The organism is Clostridium thermobutyricum DSM 4928 (genome assembly GCF_002050515.1).
Classification (GTDB): domain Bacteria; phylum Bacillota; class Clostridia; order Clostridiales; family Clostridiaceae; genus Clostridium; species Clostridium thermobutyricum.
Map to the genome: position 1 here is coordinate 19,089 of NZ_LTAY01000025.1, position 14,359 is coordinate 33,447.

Sequence of the window (14,359 nt, forward strand, 5' to 3'; positions counted from 1 at the left end):
TTTACTATGAAGGGAAAAGCATATTTAATTGGAGCAGGCCCATTAGATGAAGAACTTTTAACGTTAAAAGCAAAAAGAATATTAGAAAAATGTACAGCAGTAGTTTATGATAGACTTGTATCAACTAATGTATTAAATTTTTTAAATGATGATTGTGAAATTTATTATTGTGGTAAAAAGCCAAATGCTCATTCAATGAAACAGGAAGAAATAAATGAACTTCTTGTAAGTCTTGTAAAAAAAGGTCATATAGTTGGAAGAATAAAAGGTGGAGATCCTTATGTATTTGGACGTGGTGGAGAAGAAGCATTAGCACTTTTAGATGAAGGTTTAGAATTTGAAGTTATACCTGGAGTTACTTCACCAATTTCAGTTCTAAATTATGCTGGTATTCCTATTACTCATAGAGGAATATCTCAAAGCTTTCATATAGTAACAGGAATGTCTGCTAAAAGTTTAAATGTTAACTTTGAAGCATTAAGTAAAGAAAATGGAACTCTTGTATTTATGATGGGACTTGAAAATATAGATATTATAACAAGTGAACTTATAAAATATGGAAAAGATAAGAATACAAAAAGTGCAGTTGTAATGAAAGGAACTTCATCAAAGCAAAAAAAAGTGATTGGGACATTAGAAAATATAGGTTCTTTAGCTAAAGAAGCTATATTAGAATCACCTTGTATAATTGTTGTAGGTGATGTTGTTTCATTAAATGAAAATCTTGATTGGTTTATTAAAAAGCCTTTATTTGGGAAAAATATTTGCATAACTAGAAGTAAGGAGCAATCTAAAAACTTAAAAGCTTCATTAAAAGATATGGGAGCTTATGTAACAGAAATAAATTCTATTAAGATAAATGGTATGAAAGAAAATTTAGATCCTTATTTAGAAAAGCTTAAAGAATATAATCATTTAATATTCACATCAATAAATGGTGTAAATACATTTTTTGATTATTTAATAGAAAAAGAATATGATATAAGAAGTATTAAAGGTAATTTTTATGCAATAGGAAGTGCAACAAAAAAAGCTTTACTTAAGAGAGGAATAGTTCCAAAAGCTACTTCAAAAAGCTTTGTTTCAGAAGGCTTATTTAAAGAAATAAAGTCATTTATATTAGAAGGAGATAATGTAATTATACCTACATCTCTTAAAGGAAGAACTTATCTTCAAGAAGAAATTTCAAAAATTGGAGCTAGAGTAGATAGAGTTAATATTTATGATACAGTAAAAGGAGATGTTTATGATACTAGAAGCTTTGAAGATGTTGATATAGTATTATATACAAGTCCAACAACAGTAGAAAATATGATTGAGATTATAGGCTTAGACAAATTAAAAGAAAAAGAAGCTATTGCCATAGGGCCTATAACAGCAAAATCTTTAATTGATCATGGTTTTTCACCAAAAGTTTGTAAAAAACATTCTGAAGAAGGATTTTTAGAAGAAATAGTAAATTTAATATAAATTAAGGAAGTGTTTTAATTGATAAAAAGAGGAAGAAGATTAAGATTAAATGAAAATATGAGAAGTTTAGTTAGAGAGACTAGTATTTCTCCATCAGATTTTATATTCCCTATATTTGTAGTTGAAGGAGAAGGAATAAAAAAAGAAATATCATCTCTTCCAGGAATTTATCACTATTCAGTAGATAGATTAGATGAATTAGTAGATGAAGTTGTAAAATGTAAAGTAAAAGGAATAATGGTATTTGGAGTTCCAGAACATAAGGATTGTTGTGGAAGTGAAGCTTTTGCTGAAAATGGTATTGTGCAAAGAGCTGTTAGAAGAATAAAAGAAATAAATAAAGATTTATTAGTAATTACAGATGTTTGTATGTGTGAATATACAGATCATGGACATTGTGGAATATTAGATGGAGAATATGTAGATAATGATAAAACATTAGAATACATAAATAAAATAGCATTATCTCATGCAAAAGCAGGAGCAGATATGATTGCTCCTTCAGATATGATGGATGGAAGAGTAGGAACTATAAGAAATATATTAGATGAAAATGGTTTTATTAATGTTCCTATAATGAGTTATTCAGCTAAATACTGTTCTGCATATTATGGACCATTTAGAGCTGCTGCTAATTCAGCACCAAGCTTTGGTGATAGAAAAACTTATCAAATGGATCCAGCTAATAGATTAGAAGCTATAAGAGAAGTGAAAGAAGATATTGAAGAAGGAGCAGATATAGTTATGGTTAAGCCAGCTCTTGCATACTTAGATATAATAAGAGATGTAAGAAATAACTGTAATTTACCACTTGCAGCTTATAATGTTAGTGGGGAATATGCAATGATTAAAGCTGCTGCAAAAATGGGATTAATAGACGAAGAGAGAACAATTCTTGAAACTTTAATTTCAATAAAAAGAGCAGGAGCAGATATAATAATAACTTATCATGCATTAGAAGCTAGTAGAATGTTACAAAAATAGGAGATAGATTATATGAATTTAGAAATATTTAATCAATCAAAAGAATATATGCCAGGTGGTGTAAATAGTCCTGTTAGATCATTTAATGGCATGGGAATAACTCCAAAAGTAATTAAAAAAGGTCATGGAGTTATAATTGAAGATGAAGATGGAAAAGAATATATAGATTTTGTTCTTGCATGGGGACCTATGATTTTAGGACACTGTGATGAAGATGTTGTTAAAGCTATTTGTGAATGTGCAAAAGATGCTTTAGCTTTTGGAGCACCAACAAAAGGTGAATTAGATTTAGCTAAATTTTTATGCGAAGAAATGCCTAATGTTGATATGATAAGAATGGTTAATTCAGGAACTGAGGCAACTATGAGTGCTATAAAACTTGCAAGAGGATGGACTAAGAGAGATAAAATAGTTAAATTTGCAGGATGTTATCATGGGCATTTTGATGGATTTTTAATAGAAGCTGGTTCAGGAGTTTTAACTGATGGAATAGCAGGATCTCTTGGAGTTCCAAAAGATATAGTTAAAAATACTATTATAGCTAGATATAATGATGAAGAAAATATAAAAGAGATATTCAATAAATATGGAAATGAAATAGCTTGTGTAATAATAGAGCCAGTAGCAGGAAATATGGGAGTTATGAAAGCAAAAGATAGTTTTATGAAAACTCTTAGAGAAGAATGTGATAAAAATGGATCGCTTTTAATTTTTGATGAGGTAATGAGTGGATTTAGAGCAAGTTATCAAGGTGCATCAGCTTTATTTAAAGAAAAGCCAGATCTTATTACTTATGCAAAAGTAATAGGAGGAGGACTTCCTTGTGGAGCATATGGTGGAAGACGTGAAATAATGGAAATGTTAGCTCCATTAGGTGGAGTATATCAAGCTGGAACTATGTCTGGTAATCCAGTAGTAGTTAGTGCAGGACTTGCAACATTAAATAAATTAAAAGAAAATAAAGAAAAATATTATAATCATATTGAGGAAGTAGGAAAAATTCTTGTAGATGGTGTAAAAGAAATCTCAAAAAAATATGGAATAAATGTAGCATTTAATAGAGTTGGTGGAATGATGACTATTTTCTTTAGTGATGATGAAGTTGTTGATAGTTATGAAAAAGTAAAAAAATGTGATGGTGAAAGATTTAAAAGATATTTTCTTCATATGATAGAAAAAGGATTTAATATACCACCTTCACAATTTGAAGCATTATTTTTATCAGTTTATCATAATAAAGAACATATAGAAAAATTCTTAAAAGCATATGAAGAGTTCTGTATAAAGGAAAGTAATTAATGAAAGAATGTATTTTAGTAAGTGCGTTTGGTACTTCTAATATAGAAGGCTATGAAAAACAATTTAAGCCATTTTTAGAGAAAATAAAAGAAGAGTTTAGCATAGATTCATTTGTTGGATTTACATCAAATAGGATAATAGACAAATTAAAAGATGATAGAGTAAAAAGTTTAGAAGATAAAATCGAAGAAATAAAAGCTTTAGGATATGAAAAATTAATTTTAGTTAAGTTAGTTTTATCTGATGGAAAAGAAAACAGAAAAATAGATGAGCTTATAAATAAAAATAAAATTAATTTTAAAGAGATAATAGTAACAAATCCTATTTTAAGTTATAAAAAAGATTTTATAGAAAATTGCTTAACAAGTGATAGATGTACAATTTTAATTTCTCATGGAAGAGAAGATGGGTTAATAGATAAAATAAGTGATGATTTTAAATTTGAAATAGAAAAAAATTATGATAATTTAAAATATTTAAGCTTAAATAGAAAAGAAGAATCAAAAAATGTCATTGAAAATCTTTTATCAATAGGAATAAATAATGTTAAGTTTAAACCATTATTGTTGACTAAAGGATATCATTTTTCTAAAGATATATACTCAGAAAAAGATGAGAGTTTTAAAAAAATATTTGTGAATAACAATATTACAGTTGAAGAAGTAAATTTTGGATTATTAGAAGATGATAAATTTATAGAATTTATCATTAATAAAATATCAAAATTAATATAATAAAAAAGGATTTGATTTATTTCAAATCCTTTTTTATTGTAGAAAATTTATATATCATCTACATCAGTTTCTTCACCATATCTTACAACACCGTTGGCTGAAAAACTATTGTCTTCATGATGAATAAATGTTCCATCGTTTGGTTCAGGAGAATTGGCATTAACTTTTGGTTGATAATCTTCAGAGTTATTACATGTTAATTGATTAGCAGGAATTAAACTAGCCTTTTTTTTATGATGGCAAGAATATTTTTTTTCCATATACAGGCACCTCCTAGTACGTGAGAAAAGTTTAGTAAAATAACTTTACTAAATTTAAATTATGTATGAAAAGTTTACATTATTCTACAAAAGTTTAAAAAGTTAAAGACAAATACATTAAATTATGGTAAAATACAAACATAGAGAGAGTGGGGAGGTAACTTAATGAATTTAGAAGCACTTACGCCAGAAATACAAAGCGCTATTATGGGGATACTAATGTTATCAGCTTTATTTGCATTAGCTAATTATATAGTAACGGGATTTGCAATATATAATATTTCTAAAGTTGAAAAGGTTAACAGACCTTGGCTTGCATGGATACCAATAGGAAATTTTTATCAACTTATAAAACTTGGTAAGGGAAATTATTTCTTTATTGCAACTTTGATAGGAGTTATGATTTTTGGAAGCTATACTAATGGTATTGCATCAATATTAAGATTGGTATTTTCAATAGTATATAGTGGGTATTCAATATACATGTACTCTAAACTTTGTGATAAGTATGATGTTAATATTTTTCTTATAGCAATTGGTGTTTTAGCACCTATATTCATATTAGTAGAGTCACTTGGAGGATTTGTAATTCCAGTGTTATTGATTGGAATGTATGGGCAGTTTAAATTAGCAAGAAATGCGAAAAAGCCTATAAATAAAAATGAAAGAGTGATAGAAACAAGGGTTATAGGAATAAAAAAGAAAAAAAATAAATAATATAAAAGGGGGCACATAATAAGAAAGTTGTAATTTTAAGTTACGAAGTTTTATGTAGCCTTTTTTTTATAAAAATATTAATATATAATATAATTATAGAAACTACTAGGAGGATTCTAAAATGGGTGACGGAAAAGTTATAGATTTTAATGAATTAAAAAACAAAGTAAATGATGGCGATGTAGATAAATTTGAAGGCTATATGTTTGACTTATTTTATAAGACTCAATCTGGTTCAATGAATATGGCAGAATATGCTTCAGAAATATCAAAATATATGACTGAAAATAATATATCAGAAAAAAAATTATTTGAAATACAAAAAAAAATGATGGAAAGATATGGATTTGATATAAGCGGATTAGAAGGCTCAATGGCTAATCTAGGATTAAATGTTAACCTTGATAGCGGAACTTATGAAGATGTAAGAAAAAAAATGAGCTTTGAAGAAAAATATAATAAAAAAATAGTTAAAAAATCTATTGAAGAATATGAAATAAAAAATGAAATAAATAATTTGAAGGTAGTTTTAGAAGGAGTTAATGTAACTTTATTAAGTGAAAAAACAGTTGATTTAACTGATAATGAGTTAAATGAATTCCTTTGTTCTTATAAGAAAGTTGTAGGCGACAAGCAGTTAAATGTTACTATATGTTCAAATATAAATTCATATCCATATTAGTATTAAGAGCCAAATCAAATTTGATTTGGCTCTTAATCATAAATTATTTTTAAAAGGATATAAAATATGTTATAATTTATGGATGAATGAGGTGATTTATAATGAGTAGTATAGCTGGTAAAGGCTGTGAAAGAATTATTCCAGAAGAAGAAAAAAAGAGTCTTCAGGAAATTGAAAGAAGTATAGTTAAAAGATATAGAAAACATATTTGGTCTAAGTTTGTAAAGGCTGTTAAACAATATAATTTAATAGAAGAAGGAGATAAAATTGGAGTTGCTATTTCAGGAGGAAAAGATTCACTTCTTTTAGCAAAATTACTTCAAGAACTTCAAAAGCATGGACAGGTGCCATTTGAACTAGAATTTATAGCAATGGATCCTGGATATCATCCACATGTAAGAAAGCTTTTAGAAGAAAACTGTGAATATTTAAATATACCTGTATACATATATGAATCTGGAATTTTTGATGTAATAGATGAAAAATCAAGAGAATATCCATGTTATCTTTGTGCAAGAATGAGAAGAGGATCCCTTTATGCTAAAGCACAAGAACTTGGATGTAATAAACTTGCATTAGGACATCATTATAATGATGTTATAGAAACAACACTTTTAAATGTTTTATATGCTGGTAATTTTAAAACTATGATGCCTAAGCTTAAAGCAAATAATTTTGAAAATATGGAGCTTATAAGACCAATGTACTTTATTGAAGAAGATTATATAAGAAGATTTATAAATTATAGCGGTATATGGCCATTAAATTGCGCATGTATGGTAGCAGCAGAAAAAATAGGTAATAAGAGATATGAAATAAAAGATTTAATCAAAGAGCTAAAAGAGAAATTTGATGGTGTAGATAAATCAATTTTCAAGGCGGCTGAAAATATTAGTATGGATGCTATATTAGGTTTTGAAAAAGATGGAAAGAAATACACATTCCAAGATTTCTATGATGGTGATAAAGAAATAGAAATTAGAGATTAATGAGAAAAGCAACATTTTAAAGGGGTAACCTATTAAATGTTGCTTTTTTTAAATAGATATTTTTTAAACAGTTAATTCTAAAATATTTTCAATAGCATGTCCAACGCCTGATGAGTTGTTATTTAAAGTTACAAAAGAACATTTTTCTTTTATAGAATCATACGCATTTTCCATAGCTACACTAAATTGAACAATTTCAAACATGCTTAAGTCATTTTGATTATCGCCTATTGCCATTGTATCCTTAAGATCAATACCTAAATGATTACATAAAATTTTTATTGCTTGACCTTTAGAAGAATTTTCATTTATAAGTTCAAAATTATTGTATGCTGATTTAAAAATAGATAAATTTTTTATATCTTTAAAAGCTTTAATTCCATTTTCAAGTTTTTCATTTGAAAAAGAAACAGCACATATACCATATATGTCTTCTTCAGTAGAAATCATATCTTGAATGTTATTAAAAACTTTGCCATCAAAAGTTTTTCCATCATAAAATAAATTTATTAAATTATCTAAATCTTCTTCTTTTAAATCAGGATTATTTATTTTTGCCTCATAAAAGTCTGCTATTAGTATGTTTTTGTCATATTTAGGGAAAAGTCTTGAGTCAGAAGAGGCCAAACTAAAATAATAATTATTGAAATGAAGAAAACTTACAACTTTTTCAAGAGAAGATTTATCTACAGGAAAAGAATAAAGTATATTTCCGGAAAAATCATTAATTATTGAACCATTACAAGTTATTATATATGGAACAACTATATTATGGTTTTCTAATATAGATTTAGCAGAATCGAAAGTTCTTCCAGTAGAGATAACAACTGTTATACCAAAACTTTGAGCTTTTTTGATTGTACAAATATCTTTATTACTTATTTGATGGTTAGAATTTAAAAGAGTACCATCTAAATCAATTGCGATTAATTTCATAAAACACCTCATTATTAATTTATAAGAAAATTTTACCAATAAAGTGAGGGTTATGCAATTAAATTTATTAGAAAAGGGGGATTTTTATGAAGAATAATGATTTATTGCACGATAATTTAGGGAAACTTGTTTTAGATTATATGATTCCAAGTATTTTAGGAATGCTTGGATTATCTTGTTGTATATTTTTAGATACAATGTTTATAGGAAGAGGAATGGGCGAAAGGGGACTTGCAGCATTAAATTTAGGAATACCATTTTTTAATATTTTTGCAGCTATTTCTTTATTAACTGGGATTGGCGGAGCTACTTTATTATCTATAAATATTGGAAAGAAAAAATACGAAACTTTAAATGAAATATTTACGTTATCAATATTTATAACAATAATAATAAGTTTATTAATTACTGTGTTTGGTCTTTATTTTATAAATGACATAATAAAATTATTAGGAGCTTCTGGAATAATTTTTATTTATGTAAAAGAATATTTAGAGGTAATATTTTGGGGGAGTATTCTTTTTATTTTATCATTAACATTAAATGTTTTTGTACGAAATGATGGAAGTCCCAAAATATCTATGTGGGCTATTATTGGCTCTAATATAACAAATATAATTTTAGATTATATTCTTATCTTTCCATTAAATATGGGAATGAGAGGAGCTGCAATTGCTACAACAACAGCTCAATTAGTTGGAATTATTATTTTAGCTTTTCATTTTATAATGAAAAAAAATAAAATAAGAATTTCTTTTAAATCTTTAAATTTTAGATATTCAAAAAGAATACTTGCAAATGGATTTTCAAGCTTTATCGTAGAATTGTCAGCTGGAGTAGTAATAATACTTTTTAATATTAAATTAAAAGAATTAGGAGGAGATATTTCTATATCTGCTTATAGTATAATTGCTAACTTTTCTCTTATAGTTATAGCTATATTTAATGGAATAGCTCAAGGAATACAACCTATAATTAGTACTAATTATGGAGGGGGAAAAAATAATAGGGTTCTAGATACTTATAAAATAGGATTAAAAATAATTATCATAGTAGGAGGAGTATTTTTCTTATTAGGAATAATAGATCCATATATGATAATAAAGATATTCGCAAAAGGAAATAATAAATTAGATGAGATAGCTAGTTTGGGTATAAAAATATATTTTATAGCGTTTATACCAATGGGAATAAATATTTTAAATGTGGGAGTTCTTCAATCTATAGAGAGTTCAAAAATATCAACAATGATATCCCTATTAAGAGGACTTATATTAATAGTAGTATTTTTAGAGATATTTTCTTTAGTATTTAAGTTAAATGGTGTATGGATTACTACACCAGTAGTAGAAATTGTAACATTTATAATATCAATATATTTTATGAGAAAAGAAAAAGAAAAATTAAAAAAGATGATATAATAAAAAATAAGTAGATAATAATTAAATAAAGGAGAAATTTAAAATGGATATAGAAAATATGGATGTAAATATTTTAGTTAGTATAATAAATTTAAAATTAAGAGATTTTTATAGTAATTTAGATGATTTATGTTATGATATGGATATATCAAAGGAAGCACTTATAAATAAGCTAAAAGAAGGAAATTATGAATATATAAAAGAAAATAATAGTTTTAAATAAAAATATAGAAAAATTAATTATAAATGGGTTATAATGTATTTAAATATAATTAGAAAGGATGATAAATATGAAATTAAGAAAGGTAGGTAGATTGGCAGTATTAGTTGCTGCTAGTGCTGCTTTAGTAGCAAGTTTAGTTAGTGATAAAAAAAATCAAAAAGAGGAAGAAGCGGTAAGTGATATAAAAGAAGAAGAGTAATAAATGGGGTTTTATAAATATGAAAAATGGTATGGGGATGATAAAAGAAAAACTCTCTTCTTTAATTGGAGTTAGTTGGAATATTACAAATGGGGATTTTAAATTTAATAATATTTCAACAAAAGAAGATTTAAATTCAGATATAAAAGGAATAATGAAACTTATCCAATTAATAGAAAAAGATGAGTTTTTGAAAATAAAGTATTCAAAAATTGGGAAAAAAATAAATATAAGTGGAAAATTAGATATTTGTATTTTAGAGTTTGGATATGAAATTAATGGGATAAAAGAAAAAATAGGAAATTTAGAAATCTTCAATGGAAATATAATATTTAAGAATAATGATATATTAAAAAATTTAGAAATTATAGAAATCTTAAGAGAATTTTCTAATGATACATTTATAAAAATAGATGATAGAGAAAAGAATGTTAAATTGATAGGTAATTTTGCAAAGCAAATATCTAAATCATTTGAATATTCTTTTGCTTTAGATGAATTTTTTGATTGTATAAAAAATAAAGAAAGTTTTATTAAAAACTATAATAGTATAGGAGAAGGTTCTATATTAAAAGATGAAATAATATTTTCTAATAAAAAAGATTATTATTTAAATATAAATTTAAAGAAAAAAGGAGATTTACTTATAGGAATAATAAAAGATAAAACTGAAGAAGTAATAAAAAGAGAAGCATTAAAAAATCTACTTTCTCATGATAATATAACTGGCTTTAAAACAAAAGAAGAAATTGTAAAATTAATAAATAAAAGATTAGTTTGTGCAAAGGGAAGATGCTCACTTATATTATTAGATTTAGATGATTTTAAGTTTATTAATGAATCTTTTGGATATCAAGCTGGAGATTTTGTATTAAGAGAAGTTGGATTAAGACTTACAAAGAAAATGTTATCTAATGAATACATATGTAGACATAATGGAGATGAATTTATAATTTTTTTTGAAAATATAGATTCAAAAGAATATCTAGAAGAATGTTTAACTGACATAATGGATGTTTTTGATGATCCAATAGTTTATAGAGGAAAGCATTTATATGTAAATGGAAGTATAGGAATATCTGTTTCACCTCATAATGGATTAGAATTTTACGGATTACTAAAAAATGCAGATGCTGCATTAACTATAGCTAAAAAAAATGGAAAAGGAAATTTTGCATTTTTTGATTATAGTATATCTAGAGAGTTTAGTCGTACTTATGATATACAAAGATGTCTTAGAACAGCTATAAAAAAAGAAGAGTTTTATGTTTTATTTCAACCAAAAGTATTTGTTTCAAATAGAAAAGTTATAGGATTTGAAGCATTATTAAGATGGAAGAGTAGTGAATTAGGGCCAGTAAGTCCTGGAGAATTAATTCCAATTGCTGAAATGACAAGACTTATAATTCCAATAAGTACTTTTATTTTAGAAGAGGTTTTCAAAAAAATTAGAGAATTACTAGATTTAGGTTATGATAATTTTAAAATAGGGATTAATTTATCAGAATTACAATTAAGATACAATACTATATTAAGAGATTTACAGGAGTTTAGGGAAAAGTATGATGTAGATTTAAAATATATAGAAATAGAAATAACTGAAAGTATTCTTATGAAATCTTTTGATAAAAATATAAAAATATTGAAAGATATAAAAAAATTAGGTGCAACTATAGCATTAGATGATTTTGGGACAGGCTATTCTTCTTTAAACTATTTAACTAAATTACCTATTGATGTTTTAAAAATTGATAGAAGCTTTGTAACTGATTTAAATAAAAATTTAAAAAGTAGATGTATAGTTGAAAACATAATAAATCTTTCTCATCAATTAGGAATAGATGTAGTAGCCGAAGGAGTAGAAGAAAAAGAGCAGGTAGATTACTTAAAAAATATATTATGTGATATAATTCAAGGTTATTATTTTAGTAAACCGAGAGAGTTTGAAGATATAGTAAAAATGATAGGAAAAAAAATATAAAAGGAGTTTCATTAGTGAAACTCCTTTTTTATTTTACATAATGGAATATTTCTGGAGTAGATTGATCAATAGTTTTAAATGTATAATTATTTTCTTTATAATAAGATATTATACTTTTTAAAGCTTTAGGAGAATTTTTATTAGCACTTCCACAATGCATTAAAAGTGTTATATTATTATCCTTTGATTTAGAATTTTTAATAAAAGTTTCGGGAGAAGCATTATAAAGTTCTCCATCTCTAGTATCTACTGTCCAATCATAAATTTTAAAATTATTATTATGAAGAAGTTCAACAAGAGATTTTTTTAGTTTATATGTATTGTTATTAGCTCCAAAAGGAAAACGTAAAATATTTGATTTAAATCCTACAGTTTTTTCTATAAGATCTTGAACTTGAACCATTTCATTTAAAAAATCATTTTCATTATTATAAAGATTTTTCTTTTCGTGAGTCATACTGTGAAGTCCTATTGAATGTCCTTCATCATAAATTCTTTTTAAAACATCTTCATTTCCTTTTATTTCATTTCCTAAAATAAAAAATGTTCCTTTTACATTTTCTTCTTTTAAAATATCTAAAATTTCACTACAAGGTCCTTTAGAAGGGCCATCATCAAAAGTTAAATAGATTACTTTTTCATCAGACATAGAAAAAGCTTCTATTGGTATAAAAGATATAATTGAGACTAAAACACATAATGATACGAATATAAGTTTAAATTTATTTTTCATAATAAGACTAATACAAATATTAAATTTATATTATTTCTCCTTTCTATAAAATTATTAAATAATTAATATTATATGATTAGTATTTATAAATAAAAAAAATATATGTACTATAAAGAAAAATATTGCAATATGTTAATAAACTATGATATAATCAAGAAAATCTTTAAACTTGTCCAGAGAGGCATGTAAGAAAATAAGAAAAACTATTTTTATTAATAGTTTTAATAGTTATGGAATTTATAACTTCTTACGGCCAAAATTGGATTTGTAAGAAGTTTTTTTATACCTTTTAAATTAGTCCAGAGAGGCTAATAAAGGAGAAATTTAGATTTCTCCTTAATAAATTAATAAGGAGTTTGATAATAATGCAACTATTTGAAAAAAATGAATTTAAAAAAGAAAGAACATTAAAGGAAAATGGTCTTAGATGTATTTTAGCCATTCAACATTTAATCGCTATGTTTGGAGCTACAGTATTAGTTCCAATGCTTACAGGGTTAGATCCTTCAGTAGCACTTTTTACAGCTGGAGTGGGAACTATAATATTTCATATATGTACAAAAGGAAAAGTACCAGTATTTTTAGGTTCATCGTTTGCTTTTATAGCAGTAATTGGAGTGGTTAAAGAAACATATGGTGATTTAAGATATGCGCAAGGTGGAATGATGGTAGCAGGACTTGTATATATATTAGTATCATTTTTAATAAAAAAAATTGGAATGGATAAAATAAAAAAAGTTTTACCACCACAAGTTGTAGGACCAATGATAATGGTAATAGGATTGAATTTAATTCCTACAGCATTAAATATGGCAAGTAAAAGCTATATTTTAGCATTTATAACACTTGGAACAGCACTTTTAATTAGATTTTTTGGAAGAGGATTTATAAAACAAATATCAATATTACTTGCAGTAGTAGTTGGATATGTAGCATCATATTTTATGGGATTTATAGATACAGCGGCTATAGGACAAGCAGCTTTAATATCTGTACCAAATTTCACTCTTCCTAAATTTGATATGGGAGCAGTAGTAATAATAGTACCAGTAATATTAGCAGTATTTATGGAGCATATTGGAGATATAACAACAAATGGTTCAGTGGTAGGAAAAGATTTTATAAAAGATCCAGGATTAAATAGAACTTTATTAGGGGATGGATTAGCTACCTTTGTAGCAGCTTTATTAGGAGGACCAGCTAATACAACTTATGGAGAAAATACAGGAGTATTAGCAATAACAAAAAATTATGATCCGTCACTTTTAAGATTAACAGCAATATTTGCTATATTATTAAGCTTCATAGCTAAATTTGGAATGGTAATAAGAACAATTCCAGAGCCAGTAATGGGAGGGATTAGTTTAATGTTATTTTCAATGATAGCTTTAATAGGAGCAAAGACTATTAAATTAGAAAAAGTAGAGTTTAATTATAAAAATGTAATAGTAATGGCATTAATAATAATTACTGGATTAATAGCACCTCAAATAAATCCAATAATTGAAGCTAACTTTGGATTTATAATAGGAATTAAAATTACTAATACAGTTGCATTAACAGGCTTAAGCTTTGCGGCTATAGTAGGAGTTATAAGCAATATTTTAATAAATGGATTAAAAGAAGAAAAGATAGAAGAGATAGAAATTTTAAGTAAAGAATTAGTATAAAAATTAATATTAATCCCTCTAAAAGACATAAAGTTACTTTTAGAGGGAATTTTATTGGTTA

Annotated in this window: 15 protein-coding genes; 12 read left to right on the forward strand and 3 right to left on the reverse strand. The window is 25.7% G+C overall.

All coding sequences use genetic code 11. From position 1 onward, the window contains the following. Positions 1–6 precede the first annotated feature (6 nt). Genes cobA through CLTHE_RS03640 form a run of 4 tightly spaced genes read left to right on the forward strand, consistent with a single transcriptional unit; the run spans position 7 to position 4,487 of the window. On the forward strand, positions 7–1,470 hold the full coding sequence (gene cobA / locus CLTHE_RS03625; RefSeq protein WP_080022035.1) for a uroporphyrinogen-III C-methyltransferase: 1,464 nt from the start codon (positions 7–9) through the stop codon (positions 1,468–1,470). Between the two features lie 18 nt (positions 1,471–1,488). After that, positions 1,489–2,454, forward strand: a complete 966-nt coding sequence (gene hemB / locus CLTHE_RS03630; RefSeq protein ID WP_080022036.1) for a porphobilinogen synthase — start codon at positions 1,489–1,491, stop codon at positions 2,452–2,454. A 12-nt stretch (positions 2,455–2,466) separates the two neighbouring features. Further along, positions 2,467–3,753: a glutamate-1-semialdehyde 2,1-aminomutase gene (gene hemL, locus CLTHE_RS03635; protein WP_080022037.1), complete on the forward strand. Its 1,287-nt coding sequence runs from the start codon at positions 2,467–2,469 to the stop codon at positions 3,751–3,753. Then, the gene (locus tag CLTHE_RS03640; RefSeq protein WP_080022038.1) at positions 3,753–4,487 is read left to right on the forward strand and encodes a sirohydrochlorin cobaltochelatase; all 735 of its coding nucleotides are present in this window, start codon (positions 3,753–3,755) and stop codon (positions 4,485–4,487) included. Before hemL ends, CLTHE_RS03640 begins: the two co-directional genes overlap by 1 nt. A 47-nt stretch (positions 4,488–4,534) precedes the next feature. Here the strand turns inward: CLTHE_RS03640 and CLTHE_RS03645 are convergent, their stop codons facing one another. Then, positions 4,535–4,747: a hypothetical protein gene (locus CLTHE_RS03645; RefSeq protein WP_080022039.1), complete on the reverse strand. Its 213-nt coding sequence runs from the start codon at positions 4,745–4,747 to the stop codon at positions 4,535–4,537. A 165-nt stretch (positions 4,748–4,912) separates the two neighbouring features. Between CLTHE_RS03645 and CLTHE_RS03650 the strand changes: the two genes are divergently transcribed. The 3 genes from CLTHE_RS03650 to CLTHE_RS03660 all read left to right on the forward strand — a co-directional run bounded on the left by CLTHE_RS03650 (position 4,913) and on the right by CLTHE_RS03660 (position 7,135). Then, positions 4,913–5,464 (forward strand): hypothetical protein, encoded by a 552-nt coding sequence (locus CLTHE_RS03650; protein WP_080022040.1) that lies wholly within the window; start codon positions 4,913–4,915, stop codon positions 5,462–5,464. A gap of 121 nt (positions 5,465–5,585) precedes the next feature. Next, positions 5,586–6,146 (forward strand): DUF3867 family protein, encoded by a 561-nt coding sequence (locus CLTHE_RS03655; protein ID WP_002598072.1) that lies wholly within the window; start codon positions 5,586–5,588, stop codon positions 6,144–6,146. A gap of 101 nt (positions 6,147–6,247) precedes the next feature. Then, positions 6,248–7,135 (forward strand): tRNA 2-thiocytidine biosynthesis TtcA family protein, encoded by an 888-nt coding sequence (locus tag CLTHE_RS03660; protein WP_080022041.1) that lies wholly within the window; start codon positions 6,248–6,250, stop codon positions 7,133–7,135. A gap of 63 nt (positions 7,136–7,198) precedes the next feature. Here the strand turns inward: CLTHE_RS03660 and CLTHE_RS03665 are convergent, their stop codons facing one another. After that, positions 7,199–8,071: a Cof-type HAD-IIB family hydrolase gene (locus CLTHE_RS03665; RefSeq protein WP_158082652.1), complete on the reverse strand. Its 873-nt coding sequence runs from the start codon at positions 8,069–8,071 to the stop codon at positions 7,199–7,201. An 86-nt stretch (positions 8,072–8,157) separates the two neighbouring features. On the opposite strand from CLTHE_RS03665, the gene CLTHE_RS03670 reads away from it, so the two are divergent. The 4 genes from CLTHE_RS03670 (at position 8,158) to CLTHE_RS03680 (ending at position 11,895) form a co-directional block, all read left to right on the forward strand. After that, positions 8,158–9,492 (forward strand): MATE family efflux transporter, encoded by a 1,335-nt coding sequence (locus CLTHE_RS03670; RefSeq protein WP_080022043.1) that lies wholly within the window; start codon positions 8,158–8,160, stop codon positions 9,490–9,492. 43 nt (positions 9,493–9,535) lie between these two features. Next, positions 9,536–9,715 carry a DUF4250 domain-containing protein gene (locus CLTHE_RS03675; RefSeq protein ID WP_080022044.1) on the forward strand — a complete coding sequence of 60 codons (180 nt, stop codon included), beginning with the start codon at positions 9,536–9,538 and terminating at the stop codon, positions 9,713–9,715. A 67-nt stretch (positions 9,716–9,782) separates the two neighbouring features. Continuing rightward, positions 9,783–9,914, forward strand: a complete 132-nt coding sequence (locus tag CLTHE_RS17100) for a hypothetical protein (protein ID WP_278320283.1) — start codon at positions 9,783–9,785, stop codon at positions 9,912–9,914. A gap of 19 nt (positions 9,915–9,933) precedes the next feature. Beyond that, positions 9,934–11,895 (forward strand): putative bifunctional diguanylate cyclase/phosphodiesterase, encoded by a 1,962-nt coding sequence (locus CLTHE_RS03680; protein ID WP_080022045.1) that lies wholly within the window; start codon positions 9,934–9,936, stop codon positions 11,893–11,895. 28 nt (positions 11,896–11,923) lie between these two features. Here CLTHE_RS03680 and CLTHE_RS03685 read toward each other — a convergent pair whose 3' ends face one another. Beyond that, on the reverse strand, positions 11,924–12,628 hold the full coding sequence (locus CLTHE_RS03685) for a polysaccharide deacetylase family protein (protein WP_080022046.1): 705 nt from the start codon (positions 12,626–12,628) through the stop codon (positions 11,924–11,926). Positions 12,629–12,993: 365 nt separating this feature from the next. On the opposite strand from CLTHE_RS03685, the gene CLTHE_RS03690 reads away from it, so the two are divergent. After that, positions 12,994–14,298: a uracil-xanthine permease family protein gene (locus CLTHE_RS03690; RefSeq protein WP_080022047.1), complete on the forward strand. Its 1,305-nt coding sequence runs from the start codon at positions 12,994–12,996 to the stop codon at positions 14,296–14,298. The last annotated feature ends 61 nt before the right edge of the window (positions 14,299–14,359 follow it).

Bases quoted from the DNA above. Each gene is read 5' to 3' on its own strand.
- CLTHE_RS17100 (WP_278320283.1), top strand. From the start codon at position 9,783: ATGAAATTAAGAAAGGTAGGTAGATTGGCAGTATTAGTTGCTGCTAGT.
- CLTHE_RS03665 (WP_158082652.1), bottom strand. From the start codon at position 8,071: ATGAAATTAATCGCAATTGATTTAGATGGTACTCTTTTAAATTCTAAC.
- CLTHE_RS03650 (WP_080022040.1), top strand. From the start codon at position 4,913: ATGAATTTAGAAGCACTTACGCCAGAAATACAAAGCGCTATTATGGGG.
- CLTHE_RS03640 (WP_080022038.1), top strand. From the start codon at position 3,753: ATGAAAGAATGTATTTTAGTAAGTGCGTTTGGTACTTCTAATATAGAA.
- CLTHE_RS03680 (WP_080022045.1), top strand. From the start codon at position 9,934: ATGAAAAATGGTATGGGGATGATAAAAGAAAAACTCTCTTCTTTAATT.
- CLTHE_RS03690 (WP_080022047.1), top strand. From the start codon at position 12,994: ATGCAACTATTTGAAAAAAATGAATTTAAAAAAGAAAGAACATTAAAG.
- CLTHE_RS03660 (WP_080022041.1), top strand. From the start codon at position 6,248: ATGAGTAGTATAGCTGGTAAAGGCTGTGAAAGAATTATTCCAGAAGAA.
- CLTHE_RS03655 (WP_002598072.1), top strand. From the start codon at position 5,586: ATGGGTGACGGAAAAGTTATAGATTTTAATGAATTAAAAAACAAAGTA.
- CLTHE_RS03670 (WP_080022043.1), top strand. From the start codon at position 8,158: ATGAAGAATAATGATTTATTGCACGATAATTTAGGGAAACTTGTTTTA.
- CLTHE_RS03685 (WP_080022046.1), bottom strand. From the start codon at position 12,628: ATGAAAAATAAATTTAAACTTATATTCGTATCATTATGTGTTTTAGTC.
- cobA (WP_080022035.1), top strand. From the start codon at position 7: ATGAAGGGAAAAGCATATTTAATTGGAGCAGGCCCATTAGATGAAGAA.
- CLTHE_RS03645 (WP_080022039.1), bottom strand. From the start codon at position 4,747: ATGGAAAAAAAATATTCTTGCCATCATAAAAAAAAGGCTAGTTTAATT.
- hemL (WP_080022037.1), top strand. From the start codon at position 2,467: ATGAATTTAGAAATATTTAATCAATCAAAAGAATATATGCCAGGTGGT.
- CLTHE_RS03675 (WP_080022044.1), top strand. From the start codon at position 9,536: ATGGATATAGAAAATATGGATGTAAATATTTTAGTTAGTATAATAAAT.